11 protein-coding genes are annotated in these 16,152 nt (G+C 64.6%); 9 read left to right on the forward strand and 2 right to left on the reverse strand.

The window, feature by feature from the left end; translation table 11 throughout:
- The first annotated feature begins 4 nt into the window (after positions 1–4).
- From VMX79_12240 to VMX79_12260, 5 genes are all read left to right on the forward strand, one after another.
- Positions 5–931, forward strand: coding sequence for a cation diffusion facilitator family transporter (locus VMX79_12240; protein HUV87867.1), 927 nt, complete (start codon positions 5–7; stop codon positions 929–931).
- 60 nt (positions 932–991) lie between these two features.
- Positions 992–2,497, forward strand: a complete 1,506-nt coding sequence (locus VMX79_12245) for a radical SAM protein (GenBank protein ID HUV87868.1) — start codon at positions 992–994, stop codon at positions 2,495–2,497.
- Positions 2,498–2,609: 112 nt separating this feature from the next.
- Positions 2,610–3,170 carry a bifunctional pyr operon transcriptional regulator/uracil phosphoribosyltransferase PyrR gene (pyrR, locus tag VMX79_12250; protein HUV87869.1) on the forward strand — a complete coding sequence of 187 codons (561 nt, stop codon included), beginning with the start codon at positions 2,610–2,612 and terminating at the stop codon, positions 3,168–3,170.
- Positions 3,171–3,193: 23 nt separating this feature from the next.
- Positions 3,194–4,117 carry an aspartate carbamoyltransferase catalytic subunit gene (locus VMX79_12255; protein ID HUV87870.1) on the forward strand — a complete coding sequence of 308 codons (924 nt, stop codon included), beginning with the start codon at positions 3,194–3,196 and terminating at the stop codon, positions 4,115–4,117.
- The gene (locus VMX79_12260; protein ID HUV87871.1) at positions 4,114–5,427 is read left to right on the forward strand and encodes a dihydroorotase; all 1,314 of its coding nucleotides are present in this window, start codon (positions 4,114–4,116) and stop codon (positions 5,425–5,427) included. Before VMX79_12255 ends, VMX79_12260 begins: the two co-directional genes overlap by 4 nt.
- 62 nt (positions 5,428–5,489) lie before the next feature.
- On the opposite strand, the gene VMX79_12265 is transcribed toward VMX79_12260, so the two are convergent.
- Positions 5,490–8,123, reverse strand: a complete 2,634-nt coding sequence (locus VMX79_12265; GenBank protein HUV87872.1) for a C25 family cysteine peptidase — start codon at positions 8,121–8,123, stop codon at positions 5,490–5,492.
- Positions 8,124–8,273: 150 nt separating this feature from the next.
- Positions 8,274–9,629, reverse strand: coding sequence for a phosphomannomutase/phosphoglucomutase (locus tag VMX79_12270; GenBank protein HUV87873.1), 1,356 nt, complete (start codon positions 9,627–9,629; stop codon positions 8,274–8,276).
- A gap of 151 nt (positions 9,630–9,780) precedes the next feature.
- Between VMX79_12270 and VMX79_12275 the strand changes: the two genes are divergently transcribed.
- The 4 genes from VMX79_12275 (at position 9,781) to VMX79_12290 (ending at position 16,137) form a co-directional block, all read left to right on the forward strand.
- Positions 9,781–10,242, forward strand: a complete 462-nt coding sequence (locus VMX79_12275; protein ID HUV87874.1) for a hypothetical protein — start codon at positions 9,781–9,783, stop codon at positions 10,240–10,242.
- Positions 10,243–10,555: 313 nt separating this feature from the next.
- Positions 10,556–13,084: a vitamin B12-dependent ribonucleotide reductase gene (locus VMX79_12280; GenBank protein HUV87875.1), complete on the forward strand. Its 2,529-nt coding sequence runs from the start codon at positions 10,556–10,558 to the stop codon at positions 13,082–13,084.
- 160 nt (positions 13,085–13,244) lie between these two features.
- On the forward strand, positions 13,245–13,505 hold the full coding sequence (locus VMX79_12285; protein HUV87876.1) for a hypothetical protein: 261 nt from the start codon (positions 13,245–13,247) through the stop codon (positions 13,503–13,505).
- A gap of 784 nt (positions 13,506–14,289) precedes the next feature.
- Entirely contained in the window at positions 14,290–16,137 is a 1,848-nt protein-coding gene (locus VMX79_12290; GenBank protein HUV87877.1) for a bifunctional homocysteine S-methyltransferase/methylenetetrahydrofolate reductase, read from the forward strand.
- Positions 16,138–16,152 lie beyond the last annotated feature (15 nt).

Genomic DNA, 16,152 nt, shown 5'->3' on the forward strand with positions numbered 1-16,152 from the left:
CGTCTTGCCCGAACACGTCCCCGACGACCACGGCGTTTCGGATTTGCCCTCCGGCCGGCCGGCCCGACGGCTGGCCTGGGCCATCTCCCTTACGACGCTGGTGCTGGCGGGCGAGGTCGTCGGCGGTATATGGGCCGGCAGCCTGGCGCTGCTCTCCGACGCGGCGCACGTCTTTATGGACGTATTCGCGCTCACGCTCTCGCTGGGGGCGCTGCTCTTGGCGCGCCGCCCCGCGGACGAGCGACGCACTTACGGTTGGCATCGCGCCGAAGTATTCGCCGCTTTGATTAACGGCGTGACGCTTATCGCGGTCGCGGCCTTTATCTTCGTGGAGGGCATAGGCCGACTGATGGAGCCCACGCCGGTGAAGGGCGTGGGCCTGTTGGTGATCGCGGCCGCGGGCCTGGTGGCGAACGCCGCCGTCGCGCTGCTGCTCCGGCGGCACGTCGGCTCCGACATAAACATACGGGGAGCTTTTCTGCACGTCATAGGCGACGCGCTGGCGTCGGCCGCGGTGATCGTCGGCGCGCTTATAGTCATCTTCACCGGATGGTTCGTCGTCGACCCGCTGCTGGCGCTGGCGATCGCCGGCCTGCTGCTGTGGGGGGCCGGGCGGCTGGTGCGGGACGCGCTCCGGATCCTCTTCGAGGGCACGCCCCCCGGCGTGCGGCCCCGCGACGTCGCCCGGGCGCTGACGGTGGTAGAGGGCGTTACGGCCGTGCACGACCTCCACATCTGGGCGTTGTGCTCGCACATCACGAACCTGTCGGCCCACCTCGTCGTCTGCGAGGGGGCCGGCGACGACGTGCGGCGCGCCGCGGAGGACGCGTTGGCGGCCCGGTTTAAAATTAACCACACCACCCTTCAGCTCGAGGAAGAACCTTGTGCGGCCGGCTCGAGCGACGTCTTTTGCGAAAAATTAGACCATTGAAGAAAGCCCGTATAACATCTCTAACGTCGTCGGGGCGCGCGGGCGCCCTTTGTTACGTCTATGGCTCGCGCTAAAGAATCGGACGCCGACCGCCGGCGGGAGGTCCTCGCCGCCGAGGCGGTTTTGGCGACGCCCGCGCCGGGCGGCGACGGCGAACTGTACGCCGCGGCGTGTTATCCCAACAGCTACCGCGTCGGGATGGCCTCGCTGGGGTACCAGCTCGCGTGGGGCGCGTTCGCCGCGCACCCCGCGTTCCGGGCGGAGCGCTACTTCGCCTGTTACGCCGGGAAACCTCCCAAAGGCGTCGTCAAGGACGCGGCCGGGTTGGAATACGGGACGCCTTTGTCTCGAGCGGGCGTCGTCGCGTTCTCCGTATATTACGAGCCCGACTACCAGCGCGTATACGGGATGTTGGCCGGCGGCGGCGTTCGCCCCTGGGCCGGGGAGCGCGGCGAGTTCGACCCGTTCGTGATATTGGGCGGCCCGGCCGTAACCGCCAACCCGGAGCCGCTGGCGCCGTTCGCGGACGCCGTCGTGTTGGGCGACGCCGAAGAGTCGCTGCCCGCGGTTTTAGACGTGGTCGCGGCCAACGTCGGCGGGCCGCGGCGCGACGTGCTGGCGCTTATGGCGCACGTTCCGGGCGTCTACGTCCCGGCGTTGTACCGGGTCCTGTACGGGGCGCCCGGGTCGCCGGCGCAGGTGGTGCCGGAGGAGGGCGCGCCGGCGAAGGCTGAGGCCTCCCGGGTGGACGACCTCACGCCGTACCGCGGCGGCTCGTGGCTCGCGACGCCGCACGCCGAATTCGGGAAGCTCCTCCTGCTGGAGCCCGTCCGCGGGTGCGGCCGGTCGTGTTCGTTTTGTCAGACCGGCGCGATAAGTTCGCCGCCGCGCCGGCGCGAGCTGTCGTCGCTGTGGCCTTTGGTGGACGAGGCGCGGGATAAGGTCGGCAAGGTGGGGTTGGTGGGCGCGGCCTTGGCCGATTACGGCGACGTCGTCGAGCTGGCCCAAGGCGTCGTCGAACGCGGCATGTTGCTGAGCGTGAGCTCACTCGCGCTCGCGGCGCCGCGGACGCCCGCCGTCTTGCAGGCGCTCGGCGCCTCGGGCCAACGGGGCGTTGCGTTGGCGCCGGAGGCCGCGACCGCCGAGATGCAGGCCCGGCTCGGCAAGGCGCTGCCGCCCGGGCGGCTCGAGGAATGCCTCGACGCGGCCGCGGCGGCGGGTTTATCCAAAATAAAACTCTATTATATCGTGGGGGCGCCGGGCGAAAGCGCGGCCGATGTGGCCGCGGTGGGCGATGAGCTGGCCCGTCTCAACCGGAGGTATAAGACGTTGACTTTCCAGGCGCGGGTCAACCCGCTGGTGCCGAAGCCGCGGACGCCGCTGGCCGACGCGCCGCTAATATCGCGGCGCGAGTTCCGCGACCGCGTGCGCGCGATACGGGCCCGGGCGCGGGGCGTACGGGTAAGAGCGGGGAGTTGGCGCGAGGCCGAGCTGCAGCGGGATTTGGGCCGCGGGAGCCGAGCGCTTTCGCGCTGGGTCGCGCGCGCCGCCGACCGAGGGGCTTGAGTTTCCTCGGCGAGCGCGCCGCGCGACCGAGTTTTAACTTGAAATGTACCGGTCGAAGTGGTAGTTTTGCGCCGCCGCCGTTGCGTCGCCAACGACCGGGTGCGGGAATAATATGACGCCTGGAACGGAGTACGAGGTTACCGAGATACTTTCGGTCGCCGATACCGCGAGCGCCGTCGCGCGTATAGCCAGCGAGATCGTCGCGGAGAACGCCGGCGCCGACGAGCTGGCCGTGGTCGGCATACATACCGGCGGCGTGCCGCTCGCCGAACGCGTCGTCGCGGCCCTCGAGCGGTTGGGGGCGAAGCCCGCCGCCACCGGGACCGTGGACATCACGCTCTACCGCGACGACCTCTCGCAGATCGGGCCCGCGCCCATCGTGCGTGCCACCGACGTCACCTTCGACGTGGCCGGCATGACGGTGGTGCTGGTGGACGACGTCATCTTTACGGGAAGGACCGTACGGGCCGCCATCGACAACCTCATGGATTTAGGCAGACCGCGCCGCATAGAGCTGGCGGTGCTGGTCGACCGCGGCGGCCGCGAGCTGCCGATTCAGCCGGACTTCGTCGGAACGCGCGTCGACGTCGAACGCGACCGTATAATAGAGGTCGTCTTCGGCGACGGCGGCGACCGCGTGATAACGTATCCTTGCCCCGCCGGCCGACGTTAGGCCGGCGTTTTTAAGGGGTTGACGTGGCCCTGCAATCGAAAGACCTTTTGGGCATCCAAACGCTGAGCGAGGGCGAGCTCCGCGTGGTATTGGATACGGCGGCCAACTTCCAAATCATCGCCGCGCGGCCCGTTAAGAAGGTGCCCGCCCTCCGCGGGAGGACGGTGGCCAATCTCTTCTACGAACCCTCCACGCGGACGCGCCTCTCGTTCGAGCTCGCGGCCAAGCGCCTTTCGGCCGACTTCATAAACATCACCGCGGCCACGTCTTCGGCCGCCACCGGCGAGACCCTCACCGACACCGCCAAGACGGTGGAGGCGATGCAGGTCGATTTCCTGGTGGTGCGCCACTCCATGGCGGGCGCGGCGCACCAGCTCGCGCGCCAGGTACATTGCTCCGTCATCAACGCCGGCGACGGCCCGCACGAACACCCCACGCAGACGCTGGTGGACCTCTTCACCATTTGGGAACACAAGAAGCGCTTCGAGGGGCTCAAGGTCGCCATACTGGGCGACCACCCGCGGAGCCCGGCTACGATATCCAATATATACGGCCTAAAGAAAGTGGGCGCCGAGGTTACGCTCGTCGGCCCGTCGACGTTGATACCGCCGGGCGTGGACCAGTTCCGCGTGCGGGTGGCGACGCGCCTCGAGGACGGCATCGCCGGCGCCGACGTGATATTGCTTTCGCGCGTCGAACTCACCGACGCCAACCGCCTGCAGATACCGTCGCTGCGGGAGTACGCGCGCTTCTATTGTCTCACGCCGCGGCGGCTGGCGTTGGCGGCCGACGACGCGCTGGTCCTGCATTCGGGCTCGATGAACCGCGGCGTCGAGATTTCCCCCGAGGTGGCGGACTACGCGTTTCCGCTCATGGTGCAACAGGTGACCAACGGCATCGCGGTGCGAATGGCCGTGCTGTACTTGCTGGCCGGCGAACGCGAATGAAACTCCTGATAAAGAACGGCCGGGTTATAGACCCCTCGCGCGACGTCGACCGCGTATGCGACCTGTTGCTGGCCGACGGCGTCGTGGCGGCGTGCGACGTAGACCTACCCGCGCCCGAAGATGCCGAGGTTTACGACGCTACGGGGAAATGGGTGATACCGGGCGCCGTCGACCTGCACGTCCACTTTTCGGAACCGACCCGCGCCGACCGCGAGACGGTGGCGAGTCTGTCGCGCGCGGCCGCGGCCGGCGGCGTCACGACCGCGGTGTGCCGGCCGTGTGACGACGTGCCCTTGGACAACATCACCGTCGCCGAATTCCTGCTGAGCAAGAACCGGCGGGAGGGTTTGGTCCGGCTCAAGCCGGTGGCGGCGCTGACGCGGGGGCTGAAGGGGAAAACCCTCACCGACGTGGGCGACCTCGTTACCGGCGGCGCGGTGGCGGTGGGCGACGACCGCGCCGTCATGGACTCGCAGGTTATGCGGCGGGGGTTGGAGTACGCCCGGGCCTTCGCCGTTCCCGTAATCGCTTTTCCCCAGGACGAATCGCTGGCGGCGGGCGGCGTGATGAACGAGAGCTTCGTTTCCACGACGTTGGGCTTGAAGGGGATTCCGTGGTCGGCGGAAGAGGTGATGGTCATCCGGGACATAATATTGGCCCGGATGACGCGCTGGCACGTACACATATCGCCCGTTACGGTGGGGGGCGCGGTGGAGCTGATACGCCGCGCCAAGGCGGACGGCATCAAGGTAACCTGCGACACGTCGCCCCATTATTTCCGGCTGACGGAGCGCGCGGTGGAGGGATATAACACCTTCGCGAAAGTGTCGCCGCCCCTCCGGGGCGAGCGCGACGTCGAAGCCCTCAAGGCGGGCCTGGCGGACGGTACCATCGACGCCGTCGCGTCGCATCACGTACCGCTCTCGGTGGTGGACAAGGACGTGGAATTCAACGACGCCGCTTTCGGCATCTCGGCCATCGAGACGTACGCGGCGATAGCTTACACCGCGTTGGTAGCCGGGGCCGGTATGTCGGCCGCCGATTTCGTGCGATTGATTTCGACGGGCCCGGCCAAGTTGTTCGGCCTGGCCGGGGGGACGCTGGCGGTGGGCGCGCCCGCGGACGTCGCGGTACTCGATGCCGAGGGGAAGTCGGTCATTTCCGCGGCCTCGTTTTTTTCGCGCGGCAAGAATACGCCGTTCGAGGGGGTCGAGGTCGGCGGAAAGCCGGCCTTGACCGTCGTGGGCGGCAACGTCGTGATGCGGGGCGGCAATTGCGCGTCGCCGCCCAACCCGGCGTTGGTGACGTAATCGCTTTACGGAGGAAATAAAAAAACCCCGGCCTGAGCCGGGGTTTTTTCTTTTCGCTGTCGTTACCTCACGACTACCATACGCTTCGTCGCCGAGAAGTTGGGCGTGTCGAGGCGGTAGAGGTATACGCCCGCGGGGATTTGCCGGCCGGCGTCGTCGGTAAGGTTCCATTCCAAGTTCACGATGCCGGCTTGCCGCGCGCCGACGTTGATCGATTTAATTTCGCGGCCCGAGAGGTCGTAGACGCGGAGTTTGATGTCCCCGGTGGCTACGGGAAGGCCGAAGCTGATTTTAGTCGATACGTTCGCCGGGTTCGGGTAATTCTGGCTGAGCGCGAACGCTTTCGGTATCGCCGTGGTATCTACGTCGATGGGCCCGACTATTATCGGGGCGGCCCGCGTGACAGCCTCGAGTTTATAACGGTAATTACCTTCGTCGACGGCGTCGAGGTATTCGTACGGCCCGCGGCCCACGATCAATTCCTCGTTAACCTTGGTCCATGACGCGGTTTCGGCCACGGAGTTACCGCCCGCGGCGAACCGCTCGTCGTTCCCTGTGGCGGCGGGGACTTCCAGACGGTACAGATTGAAGCCGATAAGCTCGCCGTCGTGCCGCGCGTTCCACGACAGCCGTACGCCGCCGTCGGCCTTGCGGGCTACGAAGTGGGATATTTTAACGTCGTCGCCCGACAGTAGGGCGCACTGCCACCAGTAGCCGAGGTAGCCGTCCTTGGTGGCCGTGACGTACATCGTGCCCTCGCCCGTTAGTTTGCGCGTGGGCTCCAGCTCGACCTTGCCCCCGCTATCGGTAGTGCCGGCGCAGTAAACGTCGTCCTTTTTGTATAAGCCGACCAGCGCGCCTTCCACCGGCGCCCGGGTGGTATCCGAAACGGTGACGACGAATTTTTTCCCCGGGTCGATGATGAAGGTTGCCGGATGGTAGGCGGTCAGCTTTTTATCCGGCTTCTTCATCCAGATCTTGGTGAACGGGTCGCCGTTCCACATATACATATAGACGTTCTTCATGTACAGGGAGTAAGCCCCGTATATCTGGATAACCCTGGTGTTGCCGTAGTTGGAGACGAGGCCGCAGTTCAGGATGCCCTTGTCGTAGATGGCCTTGTACATCTCTTTCATGTAGTCGTGGTTGGGGACGGTGTACGAGGGGTCGGAGGCGCTGTTGGACGCTACGCCGGCCTTGCCGGTGGCGTTCAAGTTCGACTCGATGAAGCATTCGCCGCCGTAAGCGAAGTTGCCGTTCAGGCAGCAGACGTTGAGCCAGACGGGCGTCTTATCGCCGTTGGCGAGGGCGTGGACTTCGTTGGTGCTAAAGTAATCCCCGTAGATGCTCCAAGCGGTCCAGGCGGTCTCGCTGCCGTGGCCGCGATAGGAGGCGATGTTCACGCCGCTGTTTATAGCGTTGGAGACGTCCGAATTGCGCTTGCCTTGGGAACCGTAGATCCTGATGAAGTTTGGTTTAAATAGCGAGTAATTGAAATTATAAACCTCTTCGCAACAACCCTCGTACTTGCCGGGGGCTTGCTCGTAGTGCGCGCAGAGCATCGCGTTGTTGAGCCAATCGTTGCTCAGGTCCGGGTCTTTCTGGTACTTAATGCTTTTCTGGATGAAGTACGTAACCTTGGCGCCGTCTTTGGTGCTGTAGCGGCCTACGTTGACGTCGGGGTAGGGGTCCTCCAGGCCTCCCGTCAGGCAGGAGTACCAGTAGTCCCCCACCATGCTGTAGCCGGGCCAGTACCCCGCGGCGACGTAGTCCATATCGCCCACGAGCAGCACGTACTTGAGTACCGCCGGCGTCGCCTCGTTGTAAGTCGTCTGGATGTAGGCTTTAATATTCTCTTTGGTCGTACCGGTTTCGGTCGTGGTAACTACTTTGGTATAGACGCCCATCTTGTTGTAGAACTCGGCCAGCGCCTCGGCCTCGTCTTTGAAGTCCGGGTAGCAGATGAAGAGGTGTTCCGGGTGTTCCAGGTTGCCGCCGGCGTCCACGCCGTGATACCCGGCTCTATAGTTTATTACGCTGTCTTCGTAGAGCGGTTCGAAGGCCGGGTCGCGGTACCCGGTGACCCGCAGCGTGTTGACGTCACTCTGGCCGTAGTAGTTGAGTTTGACCGTGATCTTCTTCGCGACTCTCAACTCGCCGGTGACCGGGTTCCACCGGAAAGGACAAACCCGCAGCGGGATAACGCGGATGTCGCGGAAGATGGCCGGCTTGCCGAGTTCGACTTTCGCCGTGGGGTAGGTCGACCCCGCCGCGTAGTACTTGTCGTCCCGGACGAACGGGAGTTCGAAGTCGACGTCCGTAGCCGGCGTCTGGAACGGCCAGACGTTGTAGCCGGTGAGCGTAACCTCGTCCCACTTGACGATGTCAACGCTGACCTTGCGGTCGCCCGGTATCATCACCGTTTCGTTTACGGCCGGGAGTTCGGGCAGGCCGATGTTTTCGGTCGTTCCGCGACTACGCAGGATGACGCGGTCGTACGTAACGCCGCCCTCGGCCTCCTTCTCCCGTATGAAGCCGTCCAACGTAAAAGTGAGGACCGTTTCGGTCGACGTGTCCGATACGACCTTGGCCGCCGCCGTCGGCGAACCGGTCCCGCCCAGCATTACCGTTTCGGCCCCCGCGAAGGACGCGGCCGCCAAAAACAGGCACGCGATTAACGGTAACGGTTTTTTCATTTGTTTTTTCCCCTTTGTTTATAGACTACCTTTTTAACGGAATGCGTTTTCCGGGGAGGTTATTACCTGCCTTTCGAAAAGGCTCCTTAATTATTCATTTTAACCGTCGCGAAAACCCCTGTCAAGTCAAAAAATCGGGGCCGCAACGGCTTAGGCCGAAGCCAATACGCGTCCCAGCGCGTCCTCGACCTCGAGCCGTATTTCGTCGCGGCGTTCTTCGGTTTCGGCCTCGAAGCGGAGGACGAGCGCGGGTTGCGTGTTGGAGGCGCGGACCAAACCCCATCCGCCGTCGAAGAGGATGCGGGCGCCGTCTACCTCGATTATTTCGTGGTCGGCGAAGCGCTTCTTTATCTCGTCGACCGCGCGGAACTTGAGCTCGTCGGGGCAGTCTACGCGTATCTCCGGCGTGGCGTAGTACGTCGGAACGCGGTCGGCGAGTTCGCTCAGGGGCGCGTCGGCGTTCGCTATGAGCTCGGCGAGGCGAAGCGCGGCGTAAAGCGCGTCGTCGTAGCCGAAGTACCGGTCGGCGAAGTAAATATGGCCGCTCATCTCGCCGGCCAACAGGGCGTTCTCCTCCCGCATTTTGGCTTCGATGAGCGAGTGCCCCGTCTTCCACATCACGGGGATGCCGCCCCGCGCGGCCACCTCCTCGGCCAGCGCCTCCGAGCACTTCACCTCGAAGATGACTTTCGCGCCCGGGTGTTCCGCCAGCACCGGCCCGGCGTACAGCGCCAGCAATTTGTCGCCCCAGATTATACGGCCGCGGTCGTCCACCGCGCCGATGCGGTCGCCGTCGCCGTCGAAGGCCACGCCGGCCGCGGCCCCGGTTTCGGCTACGCGCGCTATCAGCGCCTCCATATTTTCCGGGATGGTGGGGTCGGGCCAATGGTTGGGGAACGTCCCGTCCGGTTCGCAGAATAACCCTTCCGCTTCGCAGCCCGCGTCGGCCAGGAGTTCCGGCATCAACAGCGACGCCGTCGCGTTGCCGCAGTCGGCGACGAGCTTAACCGGTCGCGTAATCCGGACGCGCTCGAGAAGCGCGCGGCGGTAATCGTCGAGTACGTCGCGCGCGCGGTACGTACCTTCGCCTTTCGCGAAGTCGCCGGCGTCGATGATATCGGCGAGGCGTTTTATCTCCGGGCCGTAGATGGTCCCCTCGCCGCAGCTTATCTTGAAACCGTTGAACTGCGGCGGGTTGTGGCTGCCGGTGACCATAACGCCGCCCTCGCCGGGCGCGTAGCGGCGCGTCGCGAAGTAAAACGCGGGGGTGGGGGCCATGCCCAGGTCCACCACGTCGACGCCGGCGGCCCGCAGCGCGTCCGACGCCAAAGTCGCGAAGCGCTCGCTGGAGGGACGATTGTCGCGGCAGACGAGGGCGGTTTTTTTGCCGTGTCGGACGAGGTAGGTGCCGACGCCCCGGCCTATGGCGGCGACGACGTCGTCCGTCAACTCGTCGCCGACGGTGCCGCGTATGTCGTATTCCCGGAATATATTTCGAGGTATCACGCGACGCTCCTTTGCCGCCTTTGCCCGAGTATACCAAATAATCAGGGCGTCCGTGAGAACGAAAAAATTCGCGCCGGGTACGAAGCGCCTTGCCAAACTCGCCGCGTTGTGGTAATAATGCGCAAACGGAAAACCACTTAGGAGGTGCGAGTTGAAAAACTTTTACGGGTCTACCGGTCTGATTTTAACCCTGCTGGCGGTTTTGGTTTTGGCGGCGTGCGGCAAGAAGGCCGAGGAACCGGCCACGGCGGAGGAGACGGCCGCCGAGGCCGAGGTGCCCGCGGCGCCCGCCGAAGACCTCCGGGGTACGTTCGAGGCCAAGGCCGCGGAAGTAGACGTGTATATGAAAGAGCACGACGTGACTAACACGGCCGCCGAAAAGCTTGCCGGCACGCTGGAGGGATTTCAAAAGGATTTCGAAGAGCTCGCCGCCAAAGCGGGCGACGACGAAGAGCTGGCGTCGCAGTTTGACCTGGCCGCGGAGGCGATGGCACTTTACGTTAAGAGCTTGCGCGCGCCGCCGGGCGAACTGAGCTCGCTCGAGCTGGCCATCGACGCCGAGGCCAAGTGGCTCGAGGCCAAGGAAGCGGCCTCGGTAGAACCGAAGACGTAGCTTTAGCGGCCTTCGCCGCCCCGGCCGGCCGGCGCGCTTCGCCGGGCGTCGTCGGTTTCGGTCGCGTCTAATGCTCCTTTTCCCGGCCGCGCGGTTCGTCGGCATCGAGAATGCCGCGGCGCCGCCCGGCCGGGCATTTTTTGCTTGACACCCAATATATTGGGGTGTAAAATACCCAACGCATACGATATATGGGGTTTCGACCCTACTCGTCGGTTATTATAATGTATCGTTTATATCGGATTTCTGCGGTCGAGAGTACGCCGGTTGTAGTGGGCAAGGGCGTGCGCGTAACAGAGGAAGTCGTGACGTCATGGCGGTAGGAGCAGGGCGGAAGTCGGCGCGCCTTAGGGCGCGGCTCGAGGCGCGCGCGCTGTTGAACGAGATGGGCGTACGCGGGTCGCAAGCGGAAAGAATAATAATAGAAACGCTGGACGAACTCGAGGACTTGGGGAACTTCGGCGGCGAAGTTTTGGAAGGCGTCGTAAAGGCCAAGGTCAAGGACGCGGAGGCGGGGTGGGAACGTAACGTACCGGTGGTCGCGGAGGGCGAGGATTGGGAAGAGCCCGGCGTAGAGCTCTCCGATAACGCCTTCGAGGTCCTGAAGCGCCGCTACTTGCGCCGCGACGAAGAGGGGAATCCGGTAGAGGAACCCCGCGAGATGTTCTGGCGGGTGGCGTGGGCGGTCGCGGAAGCGGAGCGGATCTACAACCCCATGGCGGACCTCGAGCCCGTGGCCCGGGAGTTCTTCGGCATTATGGCGCGGCGCGAGTTCATACCCAATTCGCCCACCCTTATGAACGCCGGCCGCGAGCTGGGTCAACTTTCGGCGTGCTTCGTCCTGGCGGTAGAGGACTCGATGGATTCCATCTTCGGGGCCATAAAGGACACCGCGCTCATACATAAGAGCGGCGGCGGCACCGGTTTCTCGTTCTCGCGCCTCCGCCCCAAGAACGACGTCGTCATGTCCACCAAGGGCATCTCGAGCGGCCCCATCTCCTTTATGCAGGTCTTCGACGCGGCGACCGAGGCCATAAAGCAGGGCGGGACCCGCCGCGGCGCCAATATGGGAATTCTGCGCGTCGACCATCCCGACATCATGGAGTTCATCACGTGTAAGGCCGACGAACATCACCTCAATAATTTCAATATCTCGGTCGCGCTCACCGACGAGTTCATGGCCGCGTTGGCGGAGGAGGAGACGTACGCCCTCGTCAACCCGCGCACCGGCGAGGAAGCCGGCCGGTTGCCGGCGGCCAGGGTTTTCAATAAAATCGTCGAGATGGCCCACGGCAACGGCGAACCGGGCATAATCTTTATCGACCGCGTCAACGCCGCCAACCCCACGCCCCACGTCGGCGCGATCGAATCCACCAACCCGTGCGGCGAGCAGCCGCTACTGCCGTACGAGTCGTGCAATTTGGGTTCGATCAATTTGGGCTTGATGGTGCGGGAGGAGAAGGGCCGGAAGGTAATCGACTGGGAGCGGCTCGGCCGCACGGTCCACGCCGCGTTCCGCTTCCTGGACAACGTTATCGACGTCAACCGCTATCCCCTCGCCAAAATAGAACAGAATACCAAAGCCAACCGCAAAATAGGGCTGGGCGTCATGGGCTTCGCCGACCTCCTGGTCGAGCTTTGGGTCCCGTACGATTCGGAGGAAGCGGAGGAAATCGCCCGCCAGGTGATGGAGTTCGTCGACCTCGAGTCCAAGCGGGCGTCGGTCCGGCTGGCGGAGGAACGGGGCGTTTTCCCGAACTTCCGCGGCAGCGTCTACGACCGCCCGGGCGGCGCGCGCCTGCGCAACGCCACTACCACCACCTTGGCGCCCACCGGCACCATAAGCATCATCGCCGGCGCGACCGGCGGCATCGAACCTATCTTCGCGCTGTGCTTCTACCGCCGCGTACTGGACGACGACAAGCTGGTGGAGGTCAATCCCCTTTTCGCCAAAGCGGCGGAAGACGCCGGGGTCGCCGGCGAAGACCTGTTCGAGAGCCTCGCCCGCGGCGAATCCATCCAGAGCCGCGACGACGTCCCGGCCGAGCTCAAGCGCATCTTCGTCACCGCGCACGACGTACCGCCGGAGTGGCACGTTCGCATCCAGGCGGCCTTCCAGAAGTACACCGACAACGCCGTCTCCAAGACCATCAACTTCCCCAAGTCGGCTACGCTGGAGGACGTGGAGAAGGCGTACTTGTCGGCCTACGAGCTGGGTTGCAAAGGCGTAACCATCTATCGCGACGGTTCGCGTTCGGTGCAGGTGTTGAACGTAGGCGAGGCGGCGGCCGACGGCGCGACGGCGCCGGCCGCCGGTCCGCCTCCGCTGGGCGTTGCGCCCAGGCCCCGGCCCGCCATCACCCACGGCATTACCGAGAAGGTCGCCACCGGCTGCGGGAACCTGTACGTTACGTTGAATTGGGATGAGAACGGCTTGTGCGAGGTCTTCGCGAAAATGGGGAAGTCGGGCGGGTGTATTTCGTCCCACTCCGAGGCTTCCTCGCGGCTCATATCGCTGGCCCTTCGCGCCGGCGTAACGGTCAAATCGATAATAAAACAACTTCGCGGGATTCGTTGCCCGATGCCGACGTGGCAGAACGGCGAGGCCATACTCAGTTGCCCCGACGCCATAGGCATCGTCGTCGAACGTCATATGGGGGCGAAGACCTCGCCTCTCTTCGACGCCGGACCCGCCACGGAAGAGATGGAGGCCATGCGGCGGGAGCGGATGTTGAAGGAGCTCGCCAACGCCGGGCCCCAATGCCCGGAGTGCTCCGGCCTCCTGGAAATCGCCGAGGGGTGTTTAACCTGTCGAGCTTGCGGGTTTACGAGGTGCGGCTAGCGGCCAACCGCGGCCGTGCGAGAGGAGGTGAGCGGACCCGCGATGGTAACTAAGAAGAAAGCACCGACGAAGAAGAAAGCGTCCACGAGAAAGACGTGCGCTAAGAAGAAGAAATAATTTCGTAGGAACCCGGGCCGCCGGTTGGAACGCTCGTGCCGGCGTGCGGCGGCTCGAAGAGGTAGCGCGGGACTACCGCCCGGGTAGCGGCACGGCTGTACCGGGTTTTCCCCACGGGAAGGTGGTGAAAAAGATGCCAGTGAAGAGAACAGCAGCGAAGAAGAAGACCGCAAAGAAGACGACTGCGAAAAAGTCGACCGCCAAGAAGAAGACTTCTACCAGGACGAAAGCTGCCCCTAAGAAGAAGACTGCCGCGAAGAAGAAGGCTACTACTAGGAAGAAGGCTGCTACCAAGAGGAAGTAGCGTCCGGCGTTCGGTCGTTGGCGAAGGCTAACGTTTGCTCTTCTTTGTTGGTTATACCTCGGCTCGAGCCGGGGTTACGAGGGGCCGCTATGGCGGCCCTTTCGCTTTGGAAACCGAGCTCGTTTAACGACGTCGGCTCGACCTAGTATGATTTTACCTAACGTCCGTATTTTAGAGCGGCCAACCTAACCGTCGGTAGCGGCGTAGCTGACGGGACGGAGGGAGCAGCCCCTCCTTTCGGACGAATACCGGCCGGCGCCTTACGAAAAAATTTGCATTCGTCGGATTTTTCTGCTATATATTCTGCCGTCGGGATGGTAAGACCAAACCGGCCGGGACGTCTTAGTCGGGTTGCCGTTGACTTCGACCCCTCGCGCCCGCGTGCGGGCGCGTATTGTTATTAGTAGTGTCGTATTGGTTCTAATATTGCGGGTTTACCTTATGCGGCCGGCCGTCGGGCCGGCGGCACGAGAGGAGGTGACGGCCCGCAATGGCAACCAAAAAAAAGAGCAAGCCTAAGAAGACGACCCCCAAGAAGTAAAATTAACCGACTCGTCAGGCCGCCCTTCGGGGCGGCTTTTTTATGCGCCGCGGGAGCGTCGGGTATCCGCCCGGGCCGGTTCACGTTATACCGCCGTTTGCGGGCCGGGACGCTTTATCGGTACCGCCGGGGGGAATTTTTGATATAATCGCACCGGTTTATTTTACCCCGGCCGGAGTTATCGGTTCGGGCGAGGGCCCCGCGTCCGGTTTATATAAACCCGTAGGCGGAGGAATCGAGCTTTTGACTGAGTCGGCCTTTAAAGAATATCTGGGCGAGAACGTGGTCGTCGCCGACGGCGCGACGGGGACGTACCTGTATTCCAAAGGTGTGGAGGCCGGCCGCTGCCTCGAGGAGCTGAACGCGACCCGGCCGGACGCCGTCGCCGCGGTACACCGCGAGTACCTGGCCGCGGGGGCGCGCCTCCTCGAGACCAACTCCTTCGCCGCCAACGGCGTCAAGTTGAGTCGCTTCGGCCTCGAGGGCCGCGTCGTCGAGTTGAACGCCCGGGCGGCGGCCGTCGCGCGCGAGGCCGCCGGCGCCGACGCGTTCGTCGCCGGTTCGGTGGGGCCGTTGGGGGCCGTGATGAAACCCTTCGGCTACTTGACCGAGGACGAGGGCCGCGGGTTCTTCGCCGAACAAATGACCGGCCTGCTGGAGGGCGGCGTCGACCTCGCCGTCGTCGAGACGATGTCGTCGCTGGCGGAGGCCGAGGTCGCGCTGGCCGTTTGGCGGGAGCTGACGGACCTCCCGGCCGTCGTCTCGTTGACGGTCCTGCCCGACGGGACGACGAAGTTCGGCGACGACGTCGTAGCCGGTTTCAAGACCCTCGTGGCCGCCGGGGCAGACGTCGTGGGCCTGAATTGCAACCTGGGCCCCAAGGAGACGTACGACATTATCGCCGAACGCGTCCTCTCGGACCCTCCGGCCGCCGCGGCGTGGTACTTGAGCGTTATGCCGAACGCCGGGTACCCGGCCACCGTCGGCGGCCGCGCCGTCTACGGCGCCACGGCAGAATATTTCGGGGAGTACGCGCCGTTGTTCGCCGAGCTGGGCGTGAACGTCGTCGGCGGCTGTTGCGGCACGACGCCGCGGCACGTGGAAGCGGTGGCGAACGCGCTCGCCGGCGTGCGGCCCGCGCGTCGGCGCGCGCCGGCCGCGGCCGTCGCGGTAACGGAGCCTCGCACCCACGGACCGGATACGCCGCCCCCGGGCGAACGCTTCGCGGATAAATTGGGGCGGCAGTTCGTCGTCACCGCGGAACTCGACCCCCCGCGCGGCCCCGATTACGCGGCGGCGCTGGAAGCGGCCGCGAAACTTCGGGGGTTCGGCGTAGACGCCGTAAACGTCGCCGACAATCCGCTGGCGCGGGTCCGGATGTCGTCGGTCGCGCTGGCCCACATAATCCGCGAGGAGGTGGGCCTGGAGGCCATACTCCACTTCACGTGCCGCGACCGGAACCTGTTGGGGCTCCAATCCGAGCTCGTCGGCGCCGCGGCGCTGGGCATAGGCGTCATCCTTGCTTTGACCGGCGACCCGTCGGAGGTGGGGGATTACCCCAAGGCCAAGTCGGTCTTCGACCTCGACTCCACGGGCCTGGTGCGGCTGGTGGATACGCTGCGCTCCGGCGTCGACCTCTCCGGCAAGGCCATCGGCGAAACTTTCGACGTCACGGTGGGCGTGGCGTTGAACCCGGGGGCCGGCGACGTCGACCGCGAGCATCGGCGCTTCGAGGAGAAGGTGGCGGCCGGGGCCGATTTCGCGATGACGCAACCCTTCTACGACGCCGCGGTGTGGCTCGAGTTCCTGGAGCGCTTCGGCGAGCCGCCGGTGCCGGTTATACTCGGCCTCCTGCCCCTTAAATCTTTCCGTCACGCGCAGTTCCTCCACTACGAGGTCCCGGGCATCGACGTCCCGCCGGCGGCGCTCGAGCGAATGGAGGCCGCCGCGGCGAAAGGTAAAGGGGCGGAGCGCGCCGAGGGCCTGGCCGTCGCGCGCGACCTTTTGGCCCGGGTGCGCCACGCCTGCCGCGGAATATATATCATCCCGCCGCCCGCCGATTTCGACATCGTGGGCGAAGTGCTGACGTAACGTTAACCGCTGCGA

Source organism: bacterium (assembly GCA_035529855.1).
In the GTDB taxonomy this organism is placed as follows: domain Bacteria; phylum RBG-13-66-14; class B26-G2; order WVWN01; family WVWN01; genus WVWN01.

Excerpts from the sequence above, each read along its gene's own strand:
- VMX79_12245 (HUV87868.1), top strand. The coding sequence starts at position 992 with ATGGCTCGCGCTAAAGAATCGGACGCCGACCGCCGGCGGGAGGTCCTC.
- pyrR (HUV87869.1), top strand. The coding sequence starts at position 2,610 with ATGACGCCTGGAACGGAGTACGAGGTTACCGAGATACTTTCGGTCGCC.
- VMX79_12260 (HUV87871.1), top strand. The coding sequence starts at position 4,114 with ATGAAACTCCTGATAAAGAACGGCCGGGTTATAGACCCCTCGCGCGAC.
- VMX79_12265 (HUV87872.1), bottom strand. The coding sequence starts at position 8,123 with ATGAAAAAACCGTTACCGTTAATCGCGTGCCTGTTTTTGGCGGCCGCG.
- VMX79_12280 (HUV87875.1), top strand. The coding sequence starts at position 10,556 with ATGGCGGTAGGAGCAGGGCGGAAGTCGGCGCGCCTTAGGGCGCGGCTC.